General features: G+C 56.5%; 28 protein-coding genes. 10 read left to right on the forward strand and 18 right to left on the reverse strand.

Annotated elements, in window-relative coordinates; genetic code table 11:
- Positions 1-11: 11 nt before the first annotated feature.
- From AAC621_RS06965 to AAC621_RS06975, 3 genes are all read right to left on the reverse strand, one after another.
- Positions 12-1,286, reverse strand: coding sequence for a bifunctional folylpolyglutamate synthase/dihydrofolate synthase (locus AAC621_RS06965; protein ID WP_340253633.1), 1,275 nt, complete (start codon positions 1,284-1,286; stop codon positions 12-14).
- A 2-nt stretch (positions 1,287-1,288) separates the two neighbouring features.
- Positions 1,289-2,203 carry an acetyl-CoA carboxylase, carboxyltransferase subunit beta gene (accD, locus tag AAC621_RS06970; RefSeq protein WP_340253636.1) on the reverse strand — a complete coding sequence of 305 codons (915 nt, stop codon included), beginning with the start codon at positions 2,201-2,203 and terminating at the stop codon, positions 1,289-1,291.
- 61 nt (positions 2,204-2,264) lie between these two features.
- A complete protein-coding gene (locus tag AAC621_RS06975; RefSeq protein WP_340253639.1) occupies positions 2,265-3,179 on the reverse strand; it encodes a CPBP family intramembrane glutamic endopeptidase in 915 nt (304 codons plus the stop codon).
- A 155-nt stretch (positions 3,180-3,334) separates the two neighbouring features.
- On the opposite strand from AAC621_RS06975, the gene ilvD reads away from it, so the two are divergent.
- The 5 genes from ilvD to AAC621_RS07000 all read left to right on the forward strand — a co-directional run bounded on the left by ilvD (position 3,335) and on the right by AAC621_RS07000 (position 7,160).
- A complete protein-coding gene (gene ilvD, locus AAC621_RS06980; RefSeq protein ID WP_340253642.1) occupies positions 3,335-5,068 on the forward strand; it encodes a dihydroxy-acid dehydratase in 1,734 nt (577 codons plus the stop codon).
- Positions 5,049-5,909: a hypothetical protein gene (locus AAC621_RS06985; protein ID WP_340253645.1), complete on the forward strand. Its 861-nt coding sequence runs from the start codon at positions 5,049-5,051 to the stop codon at positions 5,907-5,909. Before ilvD ends, AAC621_RS06985 begins: the two co-directional genes overlap by 20 nt.
- 86 nt (positions 5,910-5,995) lie before the next feature.
- Positions 5,996-6,772, forward strand: coding sequence for a DUF6478 family protein (locus tag AAC621_RS06990; protein ID WP_340253648.1), 777 nt, complete (start codon positions 5,996-5,998; stop codon positions 6,770-6,772).
- Between the two features lie 16 nt (positions 6,773-6,788).
- On the forward strand, positions 6,789-6,938 hold the full coding sequence (locus AAC621_RS06995) for a hypothetical protein (RefSeq protein WP_340253651.1): 150 nt from the start codon (positions 6,789-6,791) through the stop codon (positions 6,936-6,938).
- A gap of 9 nt (positions 6,939-6,947) precedes the next feature.
- Entirely contained in the window at positions 6,948-7,160 is a 213-nt protein-coding gene (locus tag AAC621_RS07000; RefSeq protein ID WP_340253654.1) for a hypothetical protein, read from the forward strand.
- On the opposite strand, the gene pheT is transcribed toward AAC621_RS07000, so the two are convergent.
- The 6 genes from pheT to pyk all read right to left on the reverse strand — a co-directional run bounded on the left by pheT (position 7,157) and on the right by pyk (position 13,314).
- Positions 7,157-9,565, reverse strand: a complete 2,409-nt coding sequence (gene pheT / locus AAC621_RS07005) for a phenylalanine--tRNA ligase subunit beta (RefSeq protein ID WP_340253657.1) — start codon at positions 9,563-9,565, stop codon at positions 7,157-7,159. The two genes, AAC621_RS07000 and pheT, sit on opposite strands and share 4 nt — an antisense overlap.
- A 155-nt stretch (positions 9,566-9,720) precedes the next feature.
- Positions 9,721-10,791 carry a phenylalanine--tRNA ligase subunit alpha gene (gene pheS, locus AAC621_RS07010; RefSeq protein ID WP_340253660.1) on the reverse strand — a complete coding sequence of 357 codons (1,071 nt, stop codon included), beginning with the start codon at positions 10,789-10,791 and terminating at the stop codon, positions 9,721-9,723.
- A gap of 155 nt (positions 10,792-10,946) precedes the next feature.
- Entirely contained in the window at positions 10,947-11,306 is a 360-nt protein-coding gene (rplT, locus tag AAC621_RS07015) for a 50S ribosomal protein L20 (protein ID WP_340253663.1), read from the reverse strand.
- Between the two features lie 12 nt (positions 11,307-11,318).
- Positions 11,319-11,519: a 50S ribosomal protein L35 gene (gene rpmI / locus AAC621_RS07020; protein WP_317657150.1), complete on the reverse strand. Its 201-nt coding sequence runs from the start codon at positions 11,517-11,519 to the stop codon at positions 11,319-11,321.
- 112 nt (positions 11,520-11,631) lie between these two features.
- Positions 11,632-11,850: a hypothetical protein gene (locus AAC621_RS07025; protein WP_340253666.1), complete on the reverse strand. Its 219-nt coding sequence runs from the start codon at positions 11,848-11,850 to the stop codon at positions 11,632-11,634.
- Positions 11,851-11,865: 15 nt separating this feature from the next.
- The gene (pyk, locus tag AAC621_RS07030) at positions 11,866-13,314 is read right to left on the reverse strand and encodes a pyruvate kinase (protein ID WP_340253669.1); all 1,449 of its coding nucleotides are present in this window, start codon (positions 13,312-13,314) and stop codon (positions 11,866-11,868) included.
- A gap of 195 nt (positions 13,315-13,509) precedes the next feature.
- Here pyk and AAC621_RS07035 point away from each other — a divergent pair, with 195 nt between their 5' ends.
- Together AAC621_RS07035 and AAC621_RS07040 are read left to right on the forward strand one after the other, a co-directional pair.
- Entirely contained in the window at positions 13,510-14,280 is a 771-nt protein-coding gene (locus AAC621_RS07035) for an N-formylglutamate amidohydrolase (RefSeq protein WP_340253672.1), read from the forward strand.
- Positions 14,281-14,303: 23 nt separating this feature from the next.
- Positions 14,304-14,600, forward strand: a complete 297-nt coding sequence (locus AAC621_RS07040) for a DUF1244 domain-containing protein (protein WP_340253675.1) — start codon at positions 14,304-14,306, stop codon at positions 14,598-14,600.
- Here the strand turns inward: AAC621_RS07040 and yaaA are convergent.
- From yaaA to AAC621_RS07065, 5 genes are all read right to left on the reverse strand, one after another.
- Entirely contained in the window at positions 14,597-15,370 is a 774-nt protein-coding gene (yaaA, locus tag AAC621_RS07045; RefSeq protein WP_340253678.1) for a peroxide stress protein YaaA, read from the reverse strand. The two genes, AAC621_RS07040 and yaaA, sit on opposite strands and share 4 nt — an antisense overlap.
- 52 nt (positions 15,371-15,422) lie before the next feature.
- Positions 15,423-17,465, reverse strand: a complete 2,043-nt coding sequence (recQ, locus tag AAC621_RS07050) for a DNA helicase RecQ (RefSeq protein ID WP_340253681.1) — start codon at positions 17,463-17,465, stop codon at positions 15,423-15,425.
- Positions 17,466-17,526: 61 nt separating this feature from the next.
- Positions 17,527-18,186: an HAD family hydrolase gene (locus AAC621_RS07055; protein WP_340253684.1), complete on the reverse strand. Its 660-nt coding sequence runs from the start codon at positions 18,184-18,186 to the stop codon at positions 17,527-17,529.
- Positions 18,187-18,188: 2 nt separating this feature from the next.
- Complete coding sequence (gene rsmD / locus AAC621_RS07060; protein ID WP_340253687.1) at positions 18,189-18,749, reverse strand: 16S rRNA (guanine(966)-N(2))-methyltransferase RsmD; 561 nt, start codon at positions 18,747-18,749, stop codon at positions 18,189-18,191.
- Entirely contained in the window at positions 18,749-19,957 is a 1,209-nt protein-coding gene (locus AAC621_RS07065; RefSeq protein ID WP_340253690.1) for an NAD(P)/FAD-dependent oxidoreductase, read from the reverse strand. The genes rsmD and AAC621_RS07065 overlap by 1 nt, the downstream gene beginning before the upstream one ends.
- 92 nt (positions 19,958-20,049) lie before the next feature.
- On the opposite strand from AAC621_RS07065, the gene AAC621_RS07070 reads away from it, so the two are divergent.
- On the forward strand, positions 20,050-20,538 hold the full coding sequence (locus AAC621_RS07070) for a peroxiredoxin (RefSeq protein WP_340253693.1): 489 nt from the start codon (positions 20,050-20,052) through the stop codon (positions 20,536-20,538).
- Between the two features lie 37 nt (positions 20,539-20,575).
- Here the strand turns inward: AAC621_RS07070 and AAC621_RS07075 are convergent, their stop codons facing one another.
- The 3 genes from AAC621_RS07075 to AAC621_RS07085 form a co-directional block, all read right to left on the reverse strand.
- Positions 20,576-20,875, reverse strand: a complete 300-nt coding sequence (locus AAC621_RS07075) for a 4a-hydroxytetrahydrobiopterin dehydratase (RefSeq protein WP_340253697.1) — start codon at positions 20,873-20,875, stop codon at positions 20,576-20,578.
- The gene (locus AAC621_RS07080; RefSeq protein ID WP_340253700.1) at positions 20,872-22,059 is read right to left on the reverse strand and encodes a GNAT family N-acetyltransferase; all 1,188 of its coding nucleotides are present in this window, start codon (positions 22,057-22,059) and stop codon (positions 20,872-20,874) included. Before AAC621_RS07080 ends, AAC621_RS07075 begins: the two co-directional genes overlap by 4 nt.
- A gap of 88 nt (positions 22,060-22,147) precedes the next feature.
- Positions 22,148-22,615: a RidA family protein gene (locus AAC621_RS07085; RefSeq protein WP_340253703.1), complete on the reverse strand. Its 468-nt coding sequence runs from the start codon at positions 22,613-22,615 to the stop codon at positions 22,148-22,150.
- A 215-nt stretch (positions 22,616-22,830) separates the two neighbouring features.
- Here AAC621_RS07085 and AAC621_RS07090 point away from each other — a divergent pair, with 215 nt between their 5' ends.
- Positions 22,831-23,667, forward strand: a complete 837-nt coding sequence (locus AAC621_RS07090; RefSeq protein WP_340253706.1) for an MlaA family lipoprotein — start codon at positions 22,831-22,833, stop codon at positions 23,665-23,667.
- Between the two features lie 14 nt (positions 23,668-23,681).
- The gene (locus tag AAC621_RS07095; RefSeq protein WP_340253709.1) at positions 23,682-24,284 is read left to right on the forward strand and encodes an MlaC/ttg2D family ABC transporter substrate-binding protein; all 603 of its coding nucleotides are present in this window, start codon (positions 23,682-23,684) and stop codon (positions 24,282-24,284) included.
- On the opposite strand, the gene AAC621_RS07100 is transcribed toward AAC621_RS07095, so the two are convergent.
- Positions 24,285-26,459 (reverse strand): transglycosylase domain-containing protein, encoded by a 2,175-nt coding sequence (locus AAC621_RS07100; protein ID WP_340253712.1) that lies wholly within the window; start codon positions 26,457-26,459, stop codon positions 24,285-24,287.
- Between the last annotated feature and the right edge of the window lie 138 nt (positions 26,460-26,597).

The raw sequence follows: 26,597 nt of genomic DNA on the forward strand, positions 1-26,597 counted from the left end.
TGTCTAGTAGCCTAGCCGTTTTCTTTTATAATTTCGCCCGCCAAGTAAAGGGAACCACAGATCAAAACCCGCGCATTCGGGGTTATGGCGCAGATGTCGCGCAACGCGCTGATCACATCTGGTGCGGTTTGGGCCGCTATACCTGCACGGGTTGCGGCTGCCTTTGTGTCCTCGGCACTCAGTGTTGCGGCTTGGCCGTGAATTGAGACAGCGTGCAGCGATGAGGCGAAGGGCGCAAGCGGTGCCATGAAACCTGTCACATCCTTTGTGTTCAGCATGCCGCAAATCAAATGCGTCTCGCGCTGGGGCAAGCCTTTGAGCGTGGCCGCAATGGCAAGCGCGGCATGGGGGTTGTGCCCCCCATCAAGCCAAAGTTCAGCATCGGGTGCAGTGTCAAACAGCGGCCCGTGGCGCAGGCGCTGCATGCGCGCGGGCCAAGTGACGTTGCGCATGGCACCCTCGCAGGCCGCCTCGTCCAAACCCAATACCCGCATTGCGGCAAGGGCCGTGCCTGCATTTTGGATTTGATGCGGGCCCGCAAGGGCGGGCAGCGGCAAGTCTAAAAGGCCTGTTTCATCTTGGAAAATCAATCGCCCTGCTTCGGTCGTAACATGCCAGTGTTGGCCATAGGCATAGATGGGCGCGCCAAGCCGCGCGGCGCGTGCTTCGATCACCTCCAGTGCGGCCCCTTGCTGCGGGGCAACAATTACGGGACGCCCGCGCTTGATAATGCCCGCCTTTTCGCCCGCGATGTCCTCGATTGTATCGCCAAGATATTGTTGATGGTCGAGATCAACGGAGGTGATCACGCTTAATGCGGGGCTATCGATGACATTGGTTGCATCCAAACGTCCACCCAAACCCACCTCTAACAGCGTGTAATCGGCAGGATTTCTGGCAAATGCCAAAAGCGCGGCGGCGGTGGTGATTTCGAAATAGGTAATCGCATCTGGGCCATTGGCCGCCAAACATTCATCAAGAATGTCAGATAGGTGGTTTTCGTCAATCAGCGTTCCCGCCAACCGAATGCGTTCATGAAACCGTGCCAAATGCGGTGATGTATAGGCATGTGCGCTTTTCCCTGCCGCCTCAAGCCCCGCGCGAATATAGGCGAGGGTCGACCCTTTGCCATTGGTGCCCGCGATATGAATGACAGGCGGCAACGCCTGTTGCGGATCACCAAGGGCGGCCAAGATCCGCCACATTCTATCGAGCGTCAGGTCAATGATCTTTGGGTGAAGCGCCATCATGCGCTCCAACAAGAGATCCGAGCGGGGGGTGCTCACTTTTATTTTGCCTCCGCCTCGTTTGGCGCAGCCTCAGTTGGGGCGGGCAGATCCCCTTTGACTGGGGGTTCCATGCCCATCAGTATCCGAAGGATCGAGATCAACTCATCGCGCAACGCGGTGCGATGGGTCACGCGGTCAAGCATTCCGTGATCCAACAGATATTCGGCGCGCTGGAACCCTTCGGGCAATTTTTCACGAATGGTTTGCTCAATCACCCGTGGCCCAGCAAAGCAGATCAACGCATTTGGTTCGGCAATCTGTACATCGCCGAGCATCGCATAAGAGGCGGTTACGCCCCCTGTGGTTGGATGGGTCAGAACCACGATATAAGGCAGGTTCGCCTCTTTGAGCATATTTACCGCAACTGTGGTGCGGGGCATTTGCATCAGGCTGAGGATACCCTCTTGCATCCGCGCGCCACCTGCGGCGGAGAACAGGATCAGAGGGCGCTTTAATTTAACCGCGCGCTCGGCAGCAGCAATGATGGCATTGCCAACATACATCCCCATTGAGCCGCCCATGAAGCTGAAATCTTGCGCACAGGCCACGATGGGTGTGCGCCCCATTTCACCCTCGGCCACAAGCATCGCATCGGTTTCGCCCGTGGATTTCTGTGCCGCCTTCATGCGGTCGGGATAGCGCTTTTGGTCGCGGAATTGCAGCGGGTCTGCAATTGGCTTTGGCACTTCGACCTCGGTGAAAATACCACCATCGAACAAGGCATTGAACCGCTCTCGCGGGGTGATGACCATGTGATGATCGCAATTTGTGCAGACATTCAGATTGTCGCTCAATTCACGATGGAACAGCATGGTTCCGCATTCATCGCATTTCGTCCAAAGATTCTCGGGCATATCGCGCTTCGAGAACATCGAATTGATCCTTGGGCGGACGTAGTTGGTGATCCAGTTCATTGGGTCTTTTCCATTGGCCGATCCTTACACTCGCAATAGGCAATGGCGCAGCAGATTGCAATCAGCGATGGGCATTTTCGCGCCATATCAGGGCAAAACGGATGCCAAGCCAAATCACAATTGTAACAGCAATGTCGCGCAAGATGAGGGGAACCATCGCCTCGGCATCATTGGCTGCAATCGGTAAATGATAAAGGGCAAGCCCCCCCAAAGCACCGGGCAGCGAAACAGCCAACATTGCCATCACATTATTCGCAAAGTGAAATCCCCACGCTGGCCCGATTGTGCCAAAGCGATGGGTCAAATCAGCGGCGCAAAGCCCGAAAACGCCTGTGGCCAACACAAGATACCACGCCGCGCTGCCATGTTCTTCTGCTGCAAAATGGGCAAGACCAAACAGAAGGGACGGCAAAACTGCCCAGATGATTGGGGATTTGAACCGCGCGGCCAGTTGGCTTTGAAGATAGCCGCGAAACAGAAGTTCTTCAGCCCCAGTCTGGATGGCAATCAGCCCAAGGGCGAGAGGCAGCACAAGCAACCATTGTTTGAGGCCCAGACTTTTCACAAGGGCAAAATCGGTCGGGATCAGCGCGCTGAGTGTCGCGAGGGCAGAAAACACCGCCACCGCAATCCAGAACTGTCGGTGCATTTGGCGCAATGGGCCAAATAGTGACAATGGGCTACGATCATGCAGCAGCCATGCCACAAAAAACGGGCCAACCATCATGGTCACGAAACTGCCCAGAAGGATCAGCGTCAGGCTCGGGCCAGATGTTTGCGGGTCAGCCGTCCATACGGCTTCGAATTTTGTGCCGATCAAATGCGACATTGCATAGAAATAGGCCAACAGCCCCAAGACATAGGTCAAAAGGCAGATGACCATGCCCACAATCACCCGCCACAAAGCAGGTTGCGCCCGCGCGGCTTCGACCATCAAATTGGGCTGATTTTGTGGTGCAAAAAATACCCGAAGCATCAGCGCTTTAAATCCCCATTCCGCTTGAACCCATAAATGGCCCTTCTATAGTCTGAAACTGAGGTTTCATGGGTCTTTTCCAATCGCGCTTGTGCCGCAGGGGCCCAAAGTTTATGCCGAGTGTAACATTTCTATCGACCCCAAGGGAGGCTGCCATGTCGCAGAGCAAATTCGATAAGTCCAAACTGCCAAGCCGTCACGTGACGCAAGGGCCTGCGCGCGCACCGCATCGCTCGTATTACTATGCGATGGGCTTGACCGAGGACGAAATCGCGCAGCCTTTTGTGGGTGTCGCCACCTGCTGGAACGAAGCAGCGCCTTGTAACATTGCGCTCAGCCGTCAGGCGCAGGCGGTGAAATTGGGTGTAAAGCACGCCAATGGCACGCCGCGCGAATTTACCACCATCACTGTGACTGATGGGATCGCGATGGGGCATGAGGGGATGCGTTCCTCTTTGGCATCGCGTGAAGCGATTGCGGATACTGTCGAATTGACCATGCGCGGGCATTGCTATGACGCGCTGGTGGGATTGGCGGGCTGTGATAAATCCCTGCCTGGTATGATGATGGCCATGGTGCGCCTCAACGTGCCATCGGTGTTTATCTATGGCGGCTCCATCCTGCCGGGTCGGTTGGACGGCAAAGATGTGACCGTGCAAGACGTTTTTGAGGCGGTGGGTCAACATCAGGCGGGCAATTACTCTGACGAACAGCTCGCTATTTTGGAACGTGTGGCCTGTCCTTCGGCAGGTGCCTGTGGCGGTCAGTTTACGGCAAACACCATGGCCTGTGTATCTGAGGCCATCGGTTTGGCGCTGCCCAATTCAGCGGGTGCGCCTGCGCCTTACGAGTCCCGCGACCAATATGGCGTGGCTTCGGGCGAAGCTGTGATGAAGCTTATCGAAAAGAACATCCGCGCCCGCGATATCGTGACCCGCAAAAGTCTTGAGAACGCGGCGCGCGTTGTGGCTTGCACAGGTGGCTCGACCAATGCAGGCCTCCATTTGCCGGCCATCGCCCATGAGGCGGGTATTGATTTCGACCTGTTTGATGTCTGCGAGATTTTCAAAGACACCCCCTACTTTGTCGACCTCAAACCCGGTGGCCAATATGTGGCTAAAGATATGTATGAGGCGGGCGGCGTTCCTGTCGTTCTCAAAGAATTGCGGAAAGCGGGTCTGATCCATGAGGATTGCTTGACGGTAACAGGCCGCAGCATTGGTGAAGAGATCGACATCATCACCCGCGAAGCAGATGGTCGCGTGATCTATCCCATCGCGAAACCCTTGTCGCCAACAGGCGGCGTGGTCGGTCTGAAAGGGAACCTTGCCCCAGATGGTGCCATCGTCAAGGTTGCGGGTATGGCAAAAGAGCAGCTTGTATTCACAGGCCCTGCCCGCGTGTTTGAATCAGAAGAAGACGCTTTCGCGGCTGTTCAAACCCGCGATTACAAAGAAGGCGAAGTCATTGTTATCCGCAATGAAGGCCCGTCTGGCGGGCCAGGTATGCGTGAGATGTTGGCAACCACGGCGGCCCTGTCTGGTCAGGGCATGGGTAAGAAAGTGGCGCTGATCACCGATGGCCGCTTCTCGGGTGCGACCCGTGGTTTCTGTGTCGGTCACGTTGGGCCAGAGGCCGCCCATGGTGGGCCAATCGGTCTCTTGAAAAACGGGGATATGATCACGATTGACGCGATCAATGGGGAGATCAGCGTTGATCTGTCTGACGCTGAATTGGAAGCCCGCCGCGCCGATTGGCAAGGCGCAAAGCCAACAATCTACGCCACGGGTGCGCTTTGGAAATATGCGCAGCAGGTGGGTTCAGCGCGCTATGGGGCGGTCACGCATCCAGGCGGCAAAGAGGAGAAGCATGTCTATATGGACATCTAAATCCGTTCAGGCCTGCACCCTCTTGGGTGCGGGCCTTTTTCTTTTCGGCTGCTCGGGCGGTGGGGCGCCTTATGCGGGGCCCCCTCCAGATGTGGATACAGAAATTGCCGTAACCAGTGACCGCTTGGTGGTCACTGGGCCTGATGGGTTTTGCATAGATCCAGCGGCGACCCAAGATCGCGGCATAAGCGCCTTTGTGCTTTTGGGAAATTGCGCGGCTATTGGAAATTCACCGCGCCTGCCACAGCCAGAACATCCCTCAATCCTGACGGCCGCCATTTCCGAGGCAGGGCCAGAGGGCAGTTTGCGCAGCAATATCCCTGCAATGGCTGCATTTTTCACCTCCGAGCAAGGGCGTGGATTGTTAAGCCGCGACCAAGATCCAAATTCGGTTGAAATTCTGGATATGTTTCATCAAGGCGATGTGTTTTTTTTGAATGCGCGCGACAGTTCGGCCAGCAGCATTCGGAGTGTGAAAGAAGATTACTGGCGCGTCTATATGGATGTGGGCAACCGCATCGCCACGCTCAGTGTTCTTGCGCTCGAAGACAGTAACCTCACCGAGGCGCAAAGCCTTGAGACGTTGCGCGCGTTTGCGGGTCAAATCGCTACGGCCAATAATCAAACAAGTTTACAGCCCGCAATTTTGGCCGAGGCGGAACCAACCCCCTTGCCTGATGGCCCGTATGATAGCGATCAAGCCACCGCGCAAAGCGGCGATGGTTCAGGAAGCAGTGCCCCAACCCGCCCAACCACCCGCACCGTGTCACCCGCACGGGCAGCGCGCACCGTTGTGCGCACACTTGATACGGTTGGATTGCTGCGTAGGCTTTTCAATTAGAGAAAATCCCCTTACCTCTATCTTTGCTAAACTGGAAAAGGCCCCCCTCTGACTGGGAGGGGCGGGCCAAGCTTGAGGGCAATGGGATGGGGTTCTGGCGCAGGCCGTCATTTTCGCAGGCCAGATGGATAAAATTCAACGCCGATATTACGGCTTTGAAAGCGCGGCTTGGCAAACTGTCCCTATCGGAATTGCAAAAGCGCCGCGCTGAGGCCATCGCCTATGCAGGTGATTTGATGACCTTGGCGCGATTGGCGGATCAGGATTTGCGCCGCAGCGCCATTGGACAAGACCGCCAAGAGGGTTTGCCTGAAATTGCGCATTGGGGGTATCGCCCTGATGTCTTGTTTCAACCGATTGAACCCGCGACCACAGTTGCGGTGCAAAGCCCCTTTGATCTGACAGGGGGTCTCAAGATTTTTCATGATTGCACACAATCAGTGATTATTTTGCGCCAAACCCCGCGCAATGATCCTCACGCAAGCGCCCCTTTTGCCATTTCCTTAGAAGTTTTTCGGTTTGATGGATCGTTTTTATCCATGGCGCTTGATGTGCTCCGCGCGCGGGCGGCGAGCGTTAAGCTGTCGGATATTCTTCAAGTTTCGCTCGATATCAGCATGGATTTCCCGATTGATCTTTATGCGCGGGTCAATGTGATCCATGGCCCGAATTCCGAGCAAATGGTGCGCAAAATGGAATGGCACAACGGCAGGCTCAGTGCCGAATTCGACATGGCCTATTCCAAAGTAAACGACAAACGGATCGAAAAAATCTGGATTGATCTGATTTTTGAGCGCCCCAGCATGAACTTATTGCAGTTGGGCGATTTTCTTGTGGTGTGCATGCCGCGCGCCGAACTTTGAGTAAGGGGATCAAAGCATGACGGAACTGACGCTTGCGCGGTTGGGCGTTAAAGATGGGGTTTATGAGGCCACAGTGGCCCATATGACCGAGGACGCATTGCGCTTTGAGGCTGTTGTGAACGGGCAGGTGATTGCCATCGGAACGGCCACGCGTGGCACGGGTTAAGCCTGTCTATTGCGCCTTGAGCTGCCAGCACATCTGATTGGGGCGCAGGTGCAAATTGTCGACATCCGCCACGAGACAGGGGCGGTGTTAGATCGGTTTTCTGTGGTCTGTGATCCCCAGATTGCGGGGGATCTGCACGCAGAGTTGGACATGCTGCGCGCAGAATTTGATTTGCTGAAATCCGCCTTTCGCCGCCATTGCAGCGAAACGGGCGCAGATTAACCGCGCAAGGTTGCCCCTGTCGCCTTACCCACTTTTTCAATGATTTTGGCGGCAGTGGCTTCGATTTCGTCCTCGGTCAATGTTTTGTCGCGCGGCTGCATCCGCACAGTCAGCGCGATTGACTTGCGCCCTTCCCCAAGTGAGCCGCCGATGAATTCGTCAAAGACGCTAACATCGGTGATCAAAGCCTTATCTGCACCAAGGGCCGCATTGACCAGATCAAGAGCAGCGGTCGTGACATCGGTGACAAAGGCGAAATCGCGCTCCACGGGTTGCAGATCGCTGATTTCCAAGGCGCCACGGCTGGCCGAAACGTTCTTGGGTAATGAAATTTCAGCTGGATAAAGAACAAACCCCATCGCAGGGCCTTTCACATCCATCTCGCGCAAGATTTTGGGGTGAATTTCACCAAATACGCCCAAGATTTTCTTAGGGCCAAGGCACAGAACCCCATGCCGTCCGGGATGCCACCAAGGATCATCGCTGCGCATGATTTGCATCCGCGCAGGCGCACCCATGGCCGAAAGGACGGCTTCAGCATCGGCTTTGGCATCAAACACATCCACAGCGCGGCGTGCCCCATGCGGATCACGCGGGCCCGTTTGACCGGTTAAAAGACCGGCGGCCTGCGTGTGCTGTTCTTCAGGTTCCCCGCCATGGAACGCGGCCCCCAGTTCAAACAAGGCCAAATCTGTCATGCCGCGCGCCTGGTTGCGGGCCGCTGCCTGCAAAAGGCCAGGCAAAAGCGCGGGACGCATATGGCTCATTTCTGAAGAAATCGGATTTTCCAAACGCACCACATCCGTGCCGCCGCCAAAGAGCGCCGCAGATTTTTGATCAATAAAGCTATAGGTGACACATTCATTATACCCCAAAGCGGCAAGGGTGCGCCGCCCCGTGGCTTCACGTTTTTGCATTGGGGTCAGGACGGCGCGGGTCACGCCTGTGCTGAGGCGGGGCAAGGGCTTTGGCGCCAGTTTGGTGAGCGAGGCGACACGCGCCACTTCTTCCACCAAATCCGCCTCACCTTGAACATCACGCCGCCACGAGGGCACCCAAACCTCAAGTGTCTCGCCACTGCCGCTGGCCGAAAAACCAAGCGCGGTCAGGATGCGCACCTGTTCCTCGCGCGGGATGTCCATACCGACAAGGCTGATCACGCGCGCAGGGTTCAAGCTGTAGCTGCGCGCCGTTTTCAACGCCGCGCCCGCCTCAACCACATCTGAGGCTTCACCGCCGCAGAGATCAAGAATCATCTGCGTTGCCGCCTCAAGCCCGTCACGGGTGAATTCAGGGTCAACCCCCCGCTCAAAGCGATACCGCGCATCCGAATGGATTTTCAGATCACGCCCTGTATAGGCGATTTGCACAGGATCCCACCAAGCCGATTCAAGAAACACGTTCACGGTTTCATCCGTGCATCCCGTTTCTTCACCGCCCATGATGCCCGCGATGCTTTCGGGGCCATTTTCATCGGATATCACCATATGGCCCGCGCCGAAGCGGTAGGTTTTCTCGTCCAAGGCCAATAATTCTTCGCCACCTTTGGCGCGATGAACACGCAAGCCGCCTTTGACCTTATCGGCATCAAAAACGTGTAAGGGTCGGTTTTGGTCATAGGTGAAGAAATTGGTGATATCGACCAAGGCGGAGATAGGGCGCAGTCCGATGGCTTTGAGCTGCGCTTGCAACCATGCGGGCGATGGCCCGTTCTTTACGCCACGGATCACGCGGCCCGTGAAATGCGGCGCGCCATCAAGCGTATCGGTGTCAATCGTCACGGAGATCGGGCAGGGGTAACTGCCTTTGACGGGGGCGACCTCATAGGGTTTCAACGTGCCAAGACCGCGCGCGGCCAAATCCCGCGCCACGCCACGCACGCCAAGCGCATCTTGGCGGTTCGGGGTGATGGCAATTTCAATCACAGGGTCAATCTTTTCGGGATCATGCTCCGCCAACCAATCCGCAAAGCTTTGACCCACCTCACCTGAGGGCAATTCGATGATGCCGTTATGTTCGTCCGAAAGTTCTAATTCCCGCTCGGAACACATCATCCCGTGGCTTTCGATCCCGCGGATTTTACCAACCGAAAGCGTCACATCAATGCCCGGCACATAGTCACCAGGGCGTGCGACAACCACAGTGATGCCCGCACGCGCATTCGGCGCGCCGCAGACAATTTGCTTGTCCCCCTCATCGGTGGCCACAGTGCAGACGCGCAGACGATCCGCATCTGGGTGCTGTTCGGCATGGCTGACGCGGCCCAGACGAAACCCTGCCAATTTCGCGGCGGGGTTTTCGACCCCTTCCACCTCAAGCCCAAGATCAGTCAGCGCATCGGCGATGTCCTCAACCGAAGCGGTGGTGTCGAGATGGGTTTTCAGCCAAGACAGCGTGAATTTCATGGCGCGGGCCTCCGTTTAAGCGGTCGGATGTCGATTAAACCACGGCGCGCGTGATTGGAAGGGTGGAATGAGGGCGCGCGCCAGCCCGGTGCGGCGGGCAGGCGCTCGCCCGGCGCCTTCGGCGCTATTCGGGCGGGGCGTGGGGATTGATCCCCTCACCCCCGATGCAAATTCGGCATATCCAAGGCGGCAAAGCCGTAATGGCGCAGCCAGCGCAGGTCTGAGTCGAAAAACGCGCGCAGATCGGGGATGCCGTATTTCAGCATTGCCAAGCGGTCGATCCCGATGCCGAAGGCAAAGCCCTGCCATTCATTGGAGTCAATCCCACCTGCTTGCAGAACCTTAGGATGCACCATGCCTGACCCCAACACCTCGAGCCAGTCATTGCCCTCGCCCACCTTCACCGTGCCGCCTTCCCATGAGCATTGGATGTCCACCTCGGCAGAGGGTTCGGTGAAGGGGAAATGCGAGGCGCGGAAGCGCGTTTTGACTGCCGTGCCGAAAAAGGCCGAAAAGAATTCTTCCAACACCCATTTCAGATTGGCCATGGAGATATCTTTATCAATTGCTAAGCCCTCGACCTGATGGAACATCGGTGTATGGGTCTGGTCGTAATCGGCGCGATAGACGCGACCAGGTGCAATGATGCGGCAAGGCGCGCCATTGGCCTCCATATAACGGATTTGCACGGGGCTTGTATGCGTGCGCAGCACATGGGGCGGGCGGTCATCCCCTTCGGCGCGGTGGGTGTAGAATGTGTCCATCTCAGCGCGGGCAGGGTGATGGCCTGGAATATTCAGCGCATCGAAATTGTAGAAATCCGTTTCAATCTGCGGGCCTTCTGCCACGGCAAAGCCCATATCCGCGAAAATCGCGGTGACTTCTTCGGTGACTTGGCTCACGGGGTGGATGCTGCCCTGACGGCGATGGCGGGCGGGCAGGGTCACATCTAGCCATTCTGCCTTGAGCCGTTCATCTAGAGCGGCATCGCCAAGCGCGGCTTTCTTCGCCACAAGCGCGCTGTTGACCTCATCCTTCAGCGCGTTGAGCGCGGGGCCTGCCACCTGACGCTCTTCGGCGCTCATCTGCCCAAGCTCGCGCATCTTCAGGCTGATCTCACCTTTTTTGCCAAGGGCAGCCACGCGCAACTCTTCAAGCGAGGCTTCGTCCGAGGCCTGAGCAATGCGATCAAGCCAAAGGTGGCGCAGGTCATCAAATGCGGTCATGGGTTTGTCTCCGTAGAATTGCCGCTTGAGCTATCACAAGAACCCTCAAATGCAAGGCCTGCAACAGGGGCAACGGCTTTTGGCTGCGTGTTGAGCAAAGAAAAACCCCCGCCAAATCGTTGGCAGGGGCTTCACTTACCAAATTTTGGCGCAGATTAGAGCGCGGCTTTCGCCTGTGCAACAATCGCCCCAAACGCATCTGGCTCATGCACAGCGAGATCAGCCAGAACCTTGCGGTCGACTTCAATTCCTGCTTTTGCAAGGCCATTGATGAAGCGCGAATAGCTCAGATCGGCGTCAAAGCTGCGCACGGCAGCGTTGATGCGCTGAATCCACAGAGCGCGGAATTGACGCTTACGCGCCTTGCGATCGCGGGTTGCGTATTGATTGGCTTTATCGACCGCCTGCGTTGCAGTGCGGAAGTTGCGCGAACGCGCGCCATAATAACCTTTTGCCGCGTCAAGAACCTTCTTGTGACGGCGATGGGTGACGGTACCACCTTTTGTGCGGGACATCTCAGCGCCTCCTTAACGAGCGTATGGCATGTAGGTTTTGACGATTTTCGCGTCAGGGGCCGACAATGTTGTCGTGCCGCGCGCGTCGCGGATGAACTTGGTTGTCCGCTTGATCATGCCGTGGCGCTTGCCAGCTTGGCCAGCTTTGACCTTACCACTCGCCGTCATTTTGAAGCGCTTTTTGGCGCTCGACTTCGTCTTCATCTTGGGCATTTTCGTCTCCTTCTTAGGCAACGTTCAAGCGCGATTCGGCATGCCACTTTTGGCCGATCGCACCGTTGGAAAGCGCCGCTTACCCCCAAAACGGTGAAAGCGCAACCCCTCTTCAGCGGAGTATAAGTGCCGCCACCTCAACAAAACTTGCTGCAAATGGCGCCCATCCGATGGGAAGACCGCCGAGGGTATAAACCGCAATCAGCATCGCCAGCCCTGCCCCCAAAACGCCCGCCGCGGTGACGTTTCGTTTGCGATTTGCCCAAGCTGAGATCACCGCAACCGCGCCGAGCCCTACACAGAGTGTCCCTGTCACCAAAAGTAGGTTCACGAGGGGCATTCAAATTTACTCAGGATCGGCAGAATAAATCAGCCGTTCATCACAAGGGGCGACCCGCAGAATATTTGTTGTGCCTTGCACGTTAAACGGCACGCCTGCGGTCACCACAATCTGATCCGTAGCTTCGGCAAACCCACCTTCACGCGCGGCGCGCGCGGCGCTGATGACGGCGCCTTTGAACCGCTCGACCTTTTCGGTCAGCACGCAGGTTGTTCCCCATGTCAAACACATCCGCCGCGCCACGCGTAAGACGGGCGTCAGGCCAATCACGGGCACGCAAGGCCGCTCGCGCGCCACAAGGGCGGCGGTGGTGCCTGATTGGGTGAAGCAGCAAATCGCTTTGATGTTGGTGGTTTCGGCGATTTCCCGCGCGGCCACCACGATTGCATCCGCAACACTGGCGCGGTTCACACGGCGGGACGCGTCAATAACTTCGCGATAGGTTTGATCACTTTCCACTTCGCGCGCGACCGCGTCCATCGTGCGCACGGCCTCAATCGGATATTGGCCGGCCGCTGATTCAGCGCTGAGCATGACAGCATCCGCACCCTCGTAAATCGCGGTTGCCACATCCGAGACTTCGGCGCGGGTTGGCACGGGGCTTTCGATCATGGATTCAAGCATCTGGGTTGCCACAATCACGGGCTTTGCCGCAGAGCGGCATTTGCGCACCAGACGTTTTTGGATGGGCGGCACGTTTTGCACTGGCAATTCCACGCCCAAATCACCGCGTGCCACCATGATGCCATCTGAGGCGGCAAGGATTTCATCAAACGCCTTCACGGCCGCGGGCTTTTCAATTTTCGACAAGATCGCCGCACGGCCCTTCGCCAATCCACGGGCCTCTTCAACGTCAGCGGCACGCTGCACAAAGGACAGCGCCAACCAATCCACCCCCAATTCGCAAGCAAATTCCAGATCACTGCGGTCTTTTGCCGAAAGCGCCGCCAAAGGCAGCACCACATCAGGCACGTTCACGCCCTTGCGGTTCGAAATTGTGCCTGCATTGAGAGCGACACAATCGGCAAAATCCTTGCCGCATTTGGTGACGCGCAGTTTAAGCTTGCCATCATTGACCAACAGATGCGCGCCAACTTCCAAGGCTTCGAAAATTTCTGGATGGGGTAGACAAACGCGGGTCGCATCGCCCGGTGTTTTGTCGAGGTCAAAACGGAAGGCAGCCCCCTCTTCGAGATCTTGCGCGGCATCGCCCTCAAACACGCCGCAGCGTAGTTTTGGCCCTTGCAAATCGGCCAAGATTGCTATGGGGCGGCCTGTTTTTTCTTCGATACGGCGAATAATCGCATGGCGGGCGGCGATGTCGTCCTGCGTGCCATGGCTCATATTAAGGCGGAACACATCCGCGCCCGCTTCGAACAGCGCCTCAATTGTCGCTTCGTCACTGGAGGTAGGCCCCAATGTCGCAACAATTTTCACATTCCGCATCCGTTTCATTCGATCTTCCCCTCTGGCCGCTCTCTTGGTCTGGCTCTGTTTTGCGCAAATGTTAGCGCTCACATCTTGCGCCTCTTATAGACGAAGCGCGCATAAGAGCAATCTATCTTCAATTCGAATTGATGACCTAGCCCTTTGTCAGTTCGATTGATATTTAACCCCAATCTGACAAACAAGCGTGAGCATTCCGTGACGATGGCTAAGTCAAACCTGCAAATATCGGATCCTGATTTTGCGCCCGTCACAGTCGAGGGGGAAATGCGTCCCTCTCGTTGGGTAATTTCGGTGGATCATGCGTCCAATGCGGTGCCGCCTTGTGTCAACGGCGGTGATCTTCAAATCGCGCCCGAAGATATGGCGCGCCATATCGCCTATGATGTCGGTGCTTTGGGTGTCGCGCGCCATTTGGGTGTGCTGATGGATGCGCCCGTTGTCGCCTCGACCTTTTCACGTTTGGTGATTGATCCCAATCGGGGCGAGGATGATCCGACCTTGGTGATGAAGCTGTATGATGGCACCATTATTCCGACCAATCGCTATGTGGACGAGGTTGAGGTTGAGCGCCGCTTGGCGAAGTTCCACCGCCCCTATCACAATGCTTTGGCCCAAGTGATTGCCGCGCGGCCCAACCCTGTTCTTTTGGCCGTGCATTCCTTTACCCCGCAATTCCGCGGTCGCGCCCTGCGCCCGTGGCAGGTTGGGGTGCTCTATGCCCAAGACACGCGCTTGGCTGCGCCACTGCTTGATCTATTGCGTGGCGAAGCGGATCTTTGTGTGGGTGATAACCAACCCTATTCAGGGGCCTTGGGTGGGGATGCAATGGATCGCCATGGCCTACAGACAGGGCGACCCCATGTGTTGATTGAATTGCGCAATGATTTGATTGAACGCCCTGAGGATCAAAAAGCATGGACCGCGCGATTGGCCCCTTTGCTTGACCAAGCCCTTCGCGATGCCCAAGTTTAGCGTAAGATAAAGGAGAGTGCAGAATGGATCAGCATACCCGCACCGAACTTGAAGCCGCCGCATTTCGCCGCTTACTTGCGCATCTTGATAGCCGCAAAGATGTTCAGAATATTGATATGATGAACCTGACAGGGTTCTGCCGTAATTGCCTCTCGCGGTGGTATCAAGAAGCGGCTGAGGCACAGGGTCTTTCCATCGACAAAGAAACGGCCCGCGAAGCAATTTACGGAATGCCCTATGACGATTGGAAAGCGCAGTATCAATCCGATGCCAGCGCCGCGCAATTTGCTGATTTCGAGAAGAACAAACCCGCCGATTAAGCCGCCTTTGCAGCGGCCTCATCCCGCAGGAAAGTCGGCTTTCCTACTGTGCTGAGCTCTGGCGCGAATTTATAGCCGCCAAGATCAAAATCCTTGAGGCCTTCAGGGTCGGTGATGCGGTTTTCAACGATAAACCGCGCCATTGCACCGCGTGCCTTTTTCGCGAAAAAACTTACGATTTTTGGCCCTGCGGGTTTGTCCTCCATGAAAACGGGGGTGATGACCTTCAGGGCGAGGCTGCTTTCATCCACCGCGCCGAAATATTCGACCGAGGCGCAGTTAACCAAATATGCGCTGCCAGTGGCTTGTGCCTGCTCGTTTAGGGCTTGCGCCAAACGATCCCCCCAATAGGCATAGAGGTTGGCCCCTTTGGCGTTTTTCATGCGGCTGCCCATCTCAAGGCGATAGGGCGCAATGGCATCCAACGGGCGCAGAACGCCATAAAGGCCTGATAAAATTCGCAAATGGTCTTGAGCATAGCGCAAACCACCGTCAGAGAGGCTTTGCGCCTCTAGTCCCGTGTAAGTGTCCCCTGCAAAAGCATAGATTGCGGGGCGCAGATCGGTTTCGGTCTCAAAATTCTGGAACCGCTCATGGTTCAGCTTTGCCAAATCATCAGAGATGGACATGAGCTTTTTTAGATCAGCGGGTTTCAGTTTCTTGGCCACAGCCGCCAATTCGCGCGCGTTCGCCGCGAAGGCGGGTGCGGTTGTGGCTGCCTCTTGCGCAGCCCAATCAAGACGCTTTGCGGGGGAAATGACGACCAGCATATCAAACCTCCTGAACCAGACCTTGACCCTAACTTAGGGTTAGGCGCGGTGATTATCCACCCGTGCGCAAAATTTCGAGAAAAGCGTCACCAAATCGTGCGATGCGCTTTTCATCCAGAATCCGCGACAGGCTCTGCGCATCTCGCGGACGCATTTGCGCAATTTTCGCGATTTGCGCAGCGGTGCAGCTTAAGGGTTTTTCGGTGTTATCTGCCCCGTAATAGAGCCCCGCCTGACATTCGAGCAATTGATCATAGAGATCAGCTCCTGCCTGCCCCGCCAATTTGCGGCGTGCGGGATGCAGCTTGGCGCTGCTTTCCCCTGTAATGATGGCTAGAAAATCCGCGCCATAGCGTTCCAGTTTAACCGCGCCTACGCCTGAGATGCGTGCCATAGCGTCAAGGTCTTGGGGCCGCGTTTGCGCCATTTCGATCAGGGTTTTGTCGGTGAAAATGACATAGGGTGGCACGCCGCCTGCCTCGGCCAATGCACGGCGCTTGGCCTTCAGGGCAGATAATAGGGGCGCATCATCCTCGGAAACGAGTGTTTTGACCTGCGGTTGGCGCGTTGTTTTTTGCACCGTATCGCGGCGCAGTGTGATGCCCTGTTCCCCGCGCAATATCGGTCGCGCGGCCTCAGTCATCCGCAAGGCGCCCATCCGTGTCGGGTCAGGGCGCACCAAATCATGGCCCATCATTTGCCGAAAAACGGCTGACCATCCCCGCGTATCAAATTCGCGCCCGACCCCAAATGTGGGCAAACTGTCATGGCCCCGCTCGCGCACTTTTTCGGTGGGATTGCCGACCAGAATATCGGTTAGATGGCCAACGCCGAAACTTTCGCCTGTGCGCAAAATTGCCGATAGCGCCTTTTGAACGGCTTCGCCCGCCTCGAATAACGCGGGCGGGGTTTGGCACAGATCGCAATTCTGGCAAGGCGCGCTGTCTTCCCCGAAATAACGCAGCAAGACCTGCCTGCGGCAAGAAATAGCCTCGGCCAACCCCAAAAGCGCGTTCAGCCGTGCGTGATCTGCCGCTTTGCGGTCTGGCGGGGCAAGCCCCTCGTCAATTTGGGTGCGGCGAAATCGGATATCATCGGGGCCGTAAAGTGTGAGCGTGTCCGCAGGTGCGCCATCGCGACCTGCGCGCCCGATTTCTTGGTAATAGCCTTCGATGGATTTGGGCAGATCGGCTTGGGCCACCCAACGGATATCGGGTTTATCGACCCCCATTCCAAAGGCGATGGTGGCAACCACAACCAAACCATCCTCATTGGCGAAGCGGCTTTCAACGATGCGCCGATCTTCGGCCTCCATACCGCCATGATAAAAGCAGGCATTGTGCCCCGCCTCGCGCATGGCTTGTGCCAAGGTTTCTGTCTTTGCGCGTGTGCCGCAATAGACAATGCCTGACTGTCCTTTGCGCGCTGCTGCAAAAGATAAGATTTGTTGGCGTGGTTGATTTTTCACCTCGAAGGCAAGGCTCAAATTTGGCCTGTCAAAGCCGCGCAAAAAAGTTTGGGGGGCTTGGTCATCAAAGAGCCGCGTCACAATCTCGGCACGGGTTTCGGCATCTGCTGTCGCGGTAAAGGCCGCAAGCGGCACATCAAGGCTGCGCCTGAGAGCGCCAATTTTCAGATAATCAGGCCGAAAGTCATGGCCCCACTGGCTGACACAATGGGCCTCATCCACGGCAATCAAGCTGACATTCGATTTTGCCAAAACTCGCTCCATCCCGCCCGAGGCTAAGCGTTCTGGCGCAATATAGAGAAGTTTCAATTCGCCTTTGGACAGACTGTCCCAGACGGCATCGGTTTCTTCGGCCGTATTGCCTGAGGTAAGTGCGCCTGCATTGATCCCTGCCTCGCGCAAGCCCCGCACTTGGTCTCGCATCAATGCAATCAGGGGCGAAATGACCAAAGTGACGCCATCACGCATCAAGGCGGGCAACTGAAAGCAAAGGGATTTCCCCCCACCTGTCGGCATAATGGCAAGGACGTTTTCACCTTTGGCCACGGCCTCGACAATCTCCGCCTGTCCAGGGCGGAAACTTTGGAAGCCGAATACACGGGATAAAAGGGCCTCAGCGCTGCTCATGCCTGATTATTTTTTTGCTGCTTTGGCCCTTATGTCCCATATCGGAGCCAAAGGCACAAGGTTAAGGCAAGCGCAAAAGCGCAGGCAAATCTGCCATATCGTGGAACACGTAGGCCCCTTCCGCAGCAAGGCGCGCGCCGTCATCATGTTCCGCATAGCCAAAGCAGGGAATATGCGCCCGCGCGGCCGCTTTTGCGCCTGTGGGGCTGTCTTCGATCACTGCGGCATGGGCGGCATCGCACCCCATTTTCTCAGCCGCAATCAAAAACAAGCGCGGATCAGGTTTGGCCACGCCAAGCGTATGGGCCGAAAAGCGATTGCCCTCAAAGCGGCGCGCAAGCCCCGTTGCGCCAAGGGTGATCTCCATCTTTTCCTCGCTGCCATTTGAGGCCACACAATAGGGAATATCTGCCGCCTCTAGCCGATCAAGCACAGCTTCGATTCCGCGAACGGATGGCAGGCCTTGGCGCAGGCGCGCGTAAATATCGCCGTAAATCTCATCAATCCAATCTTTGGGTAAGTCGGCCCCCAATTCGCGCGCGCGGGTCTCTACCCCCCGCATCGTGCCGCCCACAAAAAGCGTCATGCAATCGGCAAGGGATACCTGCAAACCATAACGCGCCAGATTGTCGACCAAGATTTGGTTCGTGATTGGCTCACTATCCACCAAGACGCCATCGCAGTCGAAAATCACAAGATGAGGGGCAGCAGAGAGGGACATGATCAAATTCTTTGGGCTAGGGTAATCAGCGTGCCACCATAGCTGCGCTGATCAAGAAGGGTGAATTCTGGTGGCAAAACGGGGGGGGTGCTTTCCTCCCAAACCACAATGGCCTCGGGCGCGATCCAACCGCCCGAAAGGGCTGCGGCAAGGGCTGCTTCGCCCATGGATTTTCCATAGGGCGGATCGAGGAAGATAAGGGTCGAGGGGGGCAATGTCGCGCGCCCCAGTTTCAGCGCGTCCATTCGGTGAATGTGGGTGGTCGCTTCGGCGCGGCAGGTAGTGACATTCTCGCGCAGAATGGCGTTTGATTTTGCGCCATTTTCCACAAATTGCACATAGCTTGCACCGCGACTATGCGCCTCCAACCCCAAGGCGCCCGTCCCCGCAAAAAGATCAAGGACGCGGGCCTCCGACACAAGATTTCCGCGCGCCCCGTTGATCAAAAGATTGAACAGGCTTTCGCGGACGCGGTCAGAGGTCGGTCGCAAATGTGCGGCCAGATCACCCGCGCCAAGCTCGGCCAATTTCTTGCCGCGCAATGTCCCACCAATAATCCGCATCAGCGCAGGAGCGATTTTATATCGCCGCTTGTATCTTGAATGGCTGCGGCATCGGGGCTTTTGCCCGCTTCAATCAATCGCTTGCCCACCATATAAGCGCGGGGGTCATTCATCGCGTCCACCGCCAAGAGCGTGTCGCCCTGATAATACCAATGCGAGCGCGCACCCTCACCATTGTCGCGAATGACAATGCGATCATAGCCCGTGTTCAATCCTGCGATTTGCAGTTTCGTGTCATATTGATCCGACCAGAACCAAGGCTTTGGGACATAAGGTGTTGCGGCCCCAAGCATGTTACAGGCCACGGCCTCGGCCTGATCAATCGCGTTTTGCACCGATTCAAGGCGGATACGTTCCCCTCGATAGGGTAGGCTTGTGCAATCCCCAGCGGCCCAAATATGCGCAAGCGAGGTTGCCCCCATCTCGTCTGTTGCGATCCCGCGATCGAGCGCAACCCCTGCGGCTTCGGCCAGTTGGGTTTCAGGTATGATCCCTATGCCGACCAGAACCAAATCCGCCGCCAAAGTCTCGCCCGAGGTGAGATACACCGCCTGCACCACATCGGTGCCACTGAGCCGATCAAGCCCCACGCCTTCGCGGATGGTGACACCATTGCCCTCATGCAAGTCGCGGAAATAGGTGGCGGTTTCTTCACAAGCGACACGGCCCAAGATGCGTGGGGCGGCCTCGATCACGGTAACCTGCATCCCGCGCTTGGCGCAGACGGCGGCGGCCTCTAAACCGATATATCCGCCTCCGATAATCACAGCGCGTTTGCCGTCCTCCAATAGGGGCGCAAGCCTATCGGCATCATCCATGCTGCGCATGGTCAAGACATTACCCAAACCGCCCCCTTGTTCGGCACTTAGGCGGCGGGGTTCTGCACCCGTGGTAAAGGCAAGTTGGTCATAGGTGAAAACCGCCCCCTCAGCCGTGGTGATGCTTTGTGCTGCGGCATCAATTTCGGTGATGCTCTGCCCAAGATGCAGAGTGATGTTCTGATCGGCGTAGAAAGTTTCAGGGCGAAGAAATAGGCGCTCTTTCGGGCTTTCTCCCAAGAGATAGGCCTTTGACAAGGGCGGGCGCTGATAGGGGGGCACGCGCTCACGGCCAAAGAGCGCAATTTCGCCCTCATACCCTCCGCTGCGCAGTTTCGCGGCAAGCGCCGCCCCTGCCTGCCCGGCCCCAATAATTGCAATCCCTGCCATTTGCGCGCCCTTCGTCAGATTTGGTCTGGCGTTGTTTTGACTTCACCCTATAAAGTTACGCAGAAATTTTACAAGCGAAGGACGCCCAAAAAATGTCGATCATCGTTGGCTCTAAGCTACCACCAGCAACCCTTCTGCAAATTGGTGGAAATGGTCCTGAAACTATCGCATTGACCGATAAACTGGCGGATCGAAAAGTTGTGATCTTCGGTCTGCCTGGCGCATATACTGGCACTTGTACCTCTGCCCATGTGCCGAGCTTTATTCGCACTAAGGCAGAATTTGATAAAAAAGGTGTGGACGAGATTATCTGCATCTCTGTGAATGATCCTTTCGTGATGAAAGCATGGGCAGAGATAACTGGGGCAAAGGCCGCAGGTTTGACAATGCTTGCTGATCCAGCAGCAACATTTACCAAATCAGTGGGTATGAATTTTACTGCTGAACCTGTGGGCTTTTACGACCGCTCAAAACGTTATGCGCTCTATGCGGAAAACGGCATCGTGAAAGTATTTCATCCAGAGGAAAGCCCTGGCACCTGCGAGATCTCAGGCGGCGAAGCCCTTTTAGCTGCGATCTAGACGACGAGCGAGCCCTGCCTCGCTTTGGGCAGGGCGTTCAGCCTGCAAGGCGATCCATGGCGCGGGCCAATTTGATATCCAAACCTGTCAGGCCGCCTGCATCATGGGTGGACAGAACCACTTCGACACGGTTGTAAACGTTGAACCATTCGGGATGATGATCCAGTTTCTCCGCCTGTAGCGCAGCGCGGGTCATCCATCCAAAAGCAGCAATAAAATTGGAAAATTGATAGGTTTTCGCGATTGCATCGCGGTTATCCACAAGTGACCATCCGTTTTCTATAAGGCTGGCCAGATCACTATCGCGCTCGGCTTGGGTCAGTTTTGCAATGCTCATTCCTGTTCCTCCACGGCTGTTTTCCGAAACGGGCCATAGCTGGTGAGGATCTCGATTTCCTCCTCCATCGCGCGGGCCTCGGCCTTGAGATATTCCGCCACAGCGCCCGAAAAATTGGGCTCGCGCATCGCATGCAGCGAATAGGTTTCAACGGGCAGATATCCGCGCGCCAGTTTATGCCCGCCCTGTGCGCCCGCCTCGACCCGTGACAGACCTTGCGCAATCGCCCACTCAATCGCCTGATAATAGCACAGCTCAAAATGCAGGCAGGGATGGTCTTCGACACAGCCCCAATAGCGGCCATAAAGCGTCTCGCGTCCGATGAAATTCAGCGCCCCCGCCACGGGCTGCCGCGCGCGCATGGCAAGGGCCAACAGCATATCGTCACGCAGGGTTTCATGGGCGATATCGAAAAAGCGCCGTGTTAGATAGGGCTGCCCCCATTTGCGCGCGCCCGTATCTTGGTAAAATTCCCAGAATGCATCCCAGTGATGCGGTTCGATCTCATCACCCGTCAAAAGCACAATCTCGCCCCCAAAATTCTGTGCTTCTGCCCGTTCTTTGCGGATGTTCTTGCGCTTGCGCGAGGACAGCGCCGCAAGAAAATCATCGAAGGTTTGATAGCCCTGATTGTGCCAATGAAATTGCTGGGTCTTGCGTGGCAAGAGGGTGGCATCGGCATGGGCGGCCACCTCGTCCTTGGTGCAAAAGGTGATATGAAGCGAAGATAGGTGATGATCTTCCATCACCGAAAGCGCACCTGTGATCAGCGCGCGATCCCCAACACCTTCGGCTTCTGGGGCGACAAGCAATCTCCGCCCTGTGGCGGGGGTAAAAGGCACGGCGATTTGCAGCTTGGGGTAATAGCGTCCACCCGCCCGCATATAGGCATCGGCAAAGGCATGGTCGAAGATATATTCGCCTTGGCTGTGCGACTTGGCATACATCGGCGCGCAGGCGATGATTTTCCCCTCAGATTTGACGCTGAGATAGAGCGGCTGCCATCCTGTACCCGCCCCAACGGAGCCGCTATCCTCAAGCGCCGCAAGAAATCTGTGGGTTGTAAAAGGATCAAGGGGCCTGCCCCTATCGCGCGCTTCTGGGCAGGCGCAAGGATCCCAATCTTCGGCATCAATTGCGCTGATCCGATCATGCGTTTCGATGGTGAGATTGTCGTTGCTCATTGCGCGCGCTATGACCCTTTTGTCAGAGTATGAAATGTGGCGCATGGCCCGCGCGGGTCAAGGCAGACCCGCGCAGTGCGAGTCAGCTTTAGGCGGAGATTTCGAAAATCGCCTCGATTTCCACTGCCACATTCAACGGCAAAGCTGCAGCGGAAACCGCAGAGCGGGTATGACGCCCTGCATCCCCCAAGGCCTCAACCAGAAAATCCGAGGCGCCGTTTACCACTTTGGGCTGGTCGGTGAAATCTGGGGTGGAGTTTACAAACCCCGTCAGTTTCACCACGCGGTGCAGGCGCTGAAGATCGCCGCCACAGGCCGCCTTAACTTGGGCCAGTAGGGCAATAGCGCAGCATTTGGCGGCAGCCGCGCCTTCGGTCACATCAAGATCGGCACCCAATTTGCCTGTAATCAGCGCGCCATCTTTCATCGAGATTTGGCCTGATACATAGACCATGGTGCCCGATTGCACGAATGGCACGTAATTGGCGGCAGGGGCGGGCGCGTCTGGAAGGGTCACGCCCAGCTCGGCAAGACGGGCTTCGTAGGTTTGGCTCATTGCAGTATCCCTTGTGATAACATTGCTTTGACCCTACCGCTGCCACAGCCGCTGCCAATTGGCAATTGCAACGCATTTTAATACAGCTGCAAATAACTTGGCCAAATGGGCACACATCGGCGATTAAATTAAAAAATATTGTTTCTCGCCTTGGGCTGGCCAACAGGCAGCACTAATGTACTGTCTTGAGTGTGCGACTCATAGGATTTTGGTAAGTGGCGGCTGTGAAGACCTTTACATCGCAAAAGCGGGGAGTAAGAGCTGTGCTTGGCGCAGTTCTTTTTGCCGTTCTAGCAGGCTGCTCGATCGTAGGCGATGGTGCGGCAACCCGCAGCGACAATGATCCTTTGGAACCCGTTAATCGCGGTATCCACGCGGTTAACAAAGGTGTCGATACGGTTGTTTTGCGCCCTGTTTCGATGGTCTACGGCACGGTTATCCCTGCGCCTGTGCGCACGGGTATCGGTAATATGGCCTCGAATTTGGGCGAGCCTTCGAATTTCGTGAATAATCTTCTTCAGGCCCGTTTGGATCAGGCGGCAACCAATGGGGCGCGGTTTTTGATCAACTCGACCATCGGCGTGGCCGGTCTGTTTGATGTCGCAACCCTGATGGGGATCGAGGGGCAACCCGCCGATTTCGGTGAGACGCTCCATGTTTGGGGCACGGGCGAGGGGGCGTATTTGGAATTGCCTTTCTTCGGCCCCTCAACCACACGGGATGCAACGGGGCTTATTGTTGACTTTGCCATGAACCCCTTAGGGCATCTCAGCCCCAGTGATGATGCACTGTCTGCTGCGCGGCGGGTGCGCGTGGCTGACACGGTTGGCCTCCGCTACGCGTTGCGCGGCACAATTGATACAGTGCTTTACGACAGCGCGGATAGCTATGCGCAGTCACGACTAATTTATCTGCAGAACAGACGGTTTGAGTTGAACGATTTCGCAAGTGGTGATTTGGAAACCGTGAGTGGTGAGGGGGAGGCTGCATCCGCATCTGACCCCTATGCTGATCCATATCTGGATCCCTATGCGGATCCTTATGCACAGTGAAAGGTGGCCGCGCTATGTTTGACCGTCCAAACCGCCGTGCTGTGTTGACAGCCTTGATTGCGGCCTCGTCCTTCGCGCTTTCCACAGCGCATATGGCGCAAGCCGCGATGAACGAGGGCGATGCGGCTGCATTGATCCAGACCGTCAGCGCTGATTTGAACGCCATTGCATCGGGCAGTGCCGCGGCTTCGCCCGCACAGTTCGAGCGCATTTTGGATCGCTATGCGGATATGCCGATCATTGCCCAAACTGTCTTGGGGGTGGATTGGCGCAGTGCGTCAGATGCGCAGCGGCGCACGTTCACACAGGCCTTGCGCGGGTATCTTGCCCGTAAATACGGCGCGCGTTTCCACGAATTTGAGGGCGGCTCAATCGAAGTGACGGGTGCGCGTCCGATCCGCAGCTTTTTCGAAGTGCGCTCCCGCGCGCGTCTTGCAGGGCAGTCACCTGTTGAGGTGATTTGGCTCGTTTCTGATGGATCTGGGCAGCCGCGCATCTTTAATATCTTGATTGAAGGCATCGACCTTCGCAGCACCGAAGGCCAAGAAATGCGCTCGATTCTCGATGCCAATGGCGGCAGCATTGACGCCCTCATTGCGGCGCTCAACGCCAGCTGATTATTGGCCGCCGCGCCCCAAAAGCCCGCCCAAAACCTGCATCAAAATTTGCTCTGCAAGATCAGCCGCGCCGTCTAGGACTTGGCCTGTACCCTCATTGTTGCTCAACACACGATTTGGTCCGCGGCTGCCTTCGGCGATTGGGTCAATCATCGGCAAAGGCGAGGCGGGTTGATTTGCTTGGATACGCTCCATTGTTTGGCGCCACAACTCGGCGGGCAATCCGCCGCCTGTGACACCTGTTAGAGGGCGGTTGTCGTCATAGCCCATCCAAACGCCTGCGACATAATCGGAGGTAAAGCCAATAAACCAAGCATCCCGCGCTGAGTTGGTGGTGCCCGTCTTTCCCGCTACTTCAACATTGGCAAGATTGGCCCGTTGCCCTGTGCCATTTTCGACCACTTGGTTCATCATATAGATCAATTGGCGCGCTGCATTATCCGTGATCACGCGCTCGCGAATACCGCCTGTTTGGCCCATTAAGGGAGTGTCCTCCCCCATGAGGCGCAATTCCAACAAGCCATAAGGCGTAACCGCAGAGCCACCATTCAAAATACCTGCATAGGCGCCCGACATTTCCAAGAGGCTTGATTCAGAAGCCCCAAGCGCCAAGGCAGGGCCAGCCGCCAAATCGCTGTCTATGCCGAATTCACTGGCCACCTGCCGCACCAAATCGCGGCCCACCTGTTCAGACAAACGCACCGCAGCGGTGTTGAGCGAGGCTTGAAGGGCCTCGGTCAGGGTGACCTCGCCATAAAATTCCCCCGAGTAATTCTCAGGTGACCATGCGCCAGAGCCTGGAATGTTCAATGTCAGCGGCGCATCAAGAATAAGGTCGTCAAAACGCCATCCCAAATCCAGCGCGGTTGCGTAGACAAAGGGCTTGAACGCGGAGCCTGTCTGCCGCTGTGCTTGTGTTGCGCGGTTGAACAAACCTGCCCCCCGCAGATCGCGGCCCCCGACCATGGCACGCACAGCCCCATCGGCGCTCATCACAACAATTGCGGCTTGCGCCTCTGATCCTTCGCGGACTTGGTTGGTAAAGACATCATTGATTGCGTCTTCAGCGGCGCGCTGCATGGCGGGGTCAAAGGTGGTGCGCAGGATCACATCTTCTGTGGTGTCGCGTGTCAGAAAGCTTGGCCCTTCGGACATGATCCAATCGGCGAAATATCCCCCCATATTGTCGCGGGCTGCATCCGAAAGCGTGGCAGGGTTGGCTCGCGCGGCGGACAATTCAGAAGCCGTCAAATAATCTTCGCGCGCCATGAGGCCCAAAATCACTTTGGCCCGCTCTTGCGCACGCTCCAAGTTGCGGGTGGGAGCGAAATAGGAAGGTGCCACCAAAAGCCCTGCCAACATTGCGGCTTGGGGTGCGTTAACTTCGGCGGCGGATATTCCAAAATACCGCTGCGCTGCCGCCTCAAACCCCCGAGTGCCCGCACCCAAATAGGCGCGATTGAAATAAAGGCTTAGGATTTCATCTTTGCTGTAGCGCCACTCCATTGCGAGGGCGAAGGGCACTTCTTGTAATTTGCGGGCGATGGTTGTTTCGCGGCAATCGGCCTCATAGGCGGCTTCGCTGTCCCAGAGTTCTGGATCATAGGGTGTGCCCAAACACATCAGCTTGGCCACCTGCTGCGTGATGGTTGAGCCACCATGCCCCTGCAAGGGCCCGCGTCCCTCGCGCATATTAATGATCATTGCGCCCAAAATGCCGCGCGGGCTCACGCCAAAATGATTGTAAAAACGGCGATCTTCGGTTGCGATCACCGCATGCAAGAGATGAGGGCTGACAGTGTCAGGTGTGATTGCGCCGCCAAATTGCTCGCCGCGCCATGCGAAAACCTCGCCGTAGCGATCTAACATCGTCACTGAGCCGCGCGCGCGCGCGTCTAACAGGTCGGACACGGGGGGCAGCTTGCTGTAATAGTACAAGGTGAAGCCAAATAGGATCAGCGCAAGCAAAAGCGTGCCACGCCACGCCACGGCAAACACCATACGTCCAATCCAACGGAAACACCGCCCAAGCAGCGAATGATTGCCGCTTAGTTTTTTCTTCTTCTTGGAACTGCGCCGCGCAGACTGAGCTGCACCGCTGCCACTGCGTGATGCAGAAGCGGAACTGCGGCGCGGGGCCACGAGGGGCCGTCTGCCTGAAGGGGCTTTGCTCATTTTGACCTGCCAATTTTTCTACAAAATAGGCCTTTTCGACTCACTTGTGGAGGGGGGCGGGGCCAAAGAAGTCATAAATCATGTGATTAATAATTGGGCAGATACCAAAATTTGCGCAAAATTTTTGCATTTTTCCCG

Source organism: Roseobacter sp. HKCC-CH-9208 (genome assembly GCF_037805125.1).
Taxonomy (GTDB): Bacteria; Pseudomonadota; Alphaproteobacteria; order Rhodobacterales; family Rhodobacteraceae; genus M30B80.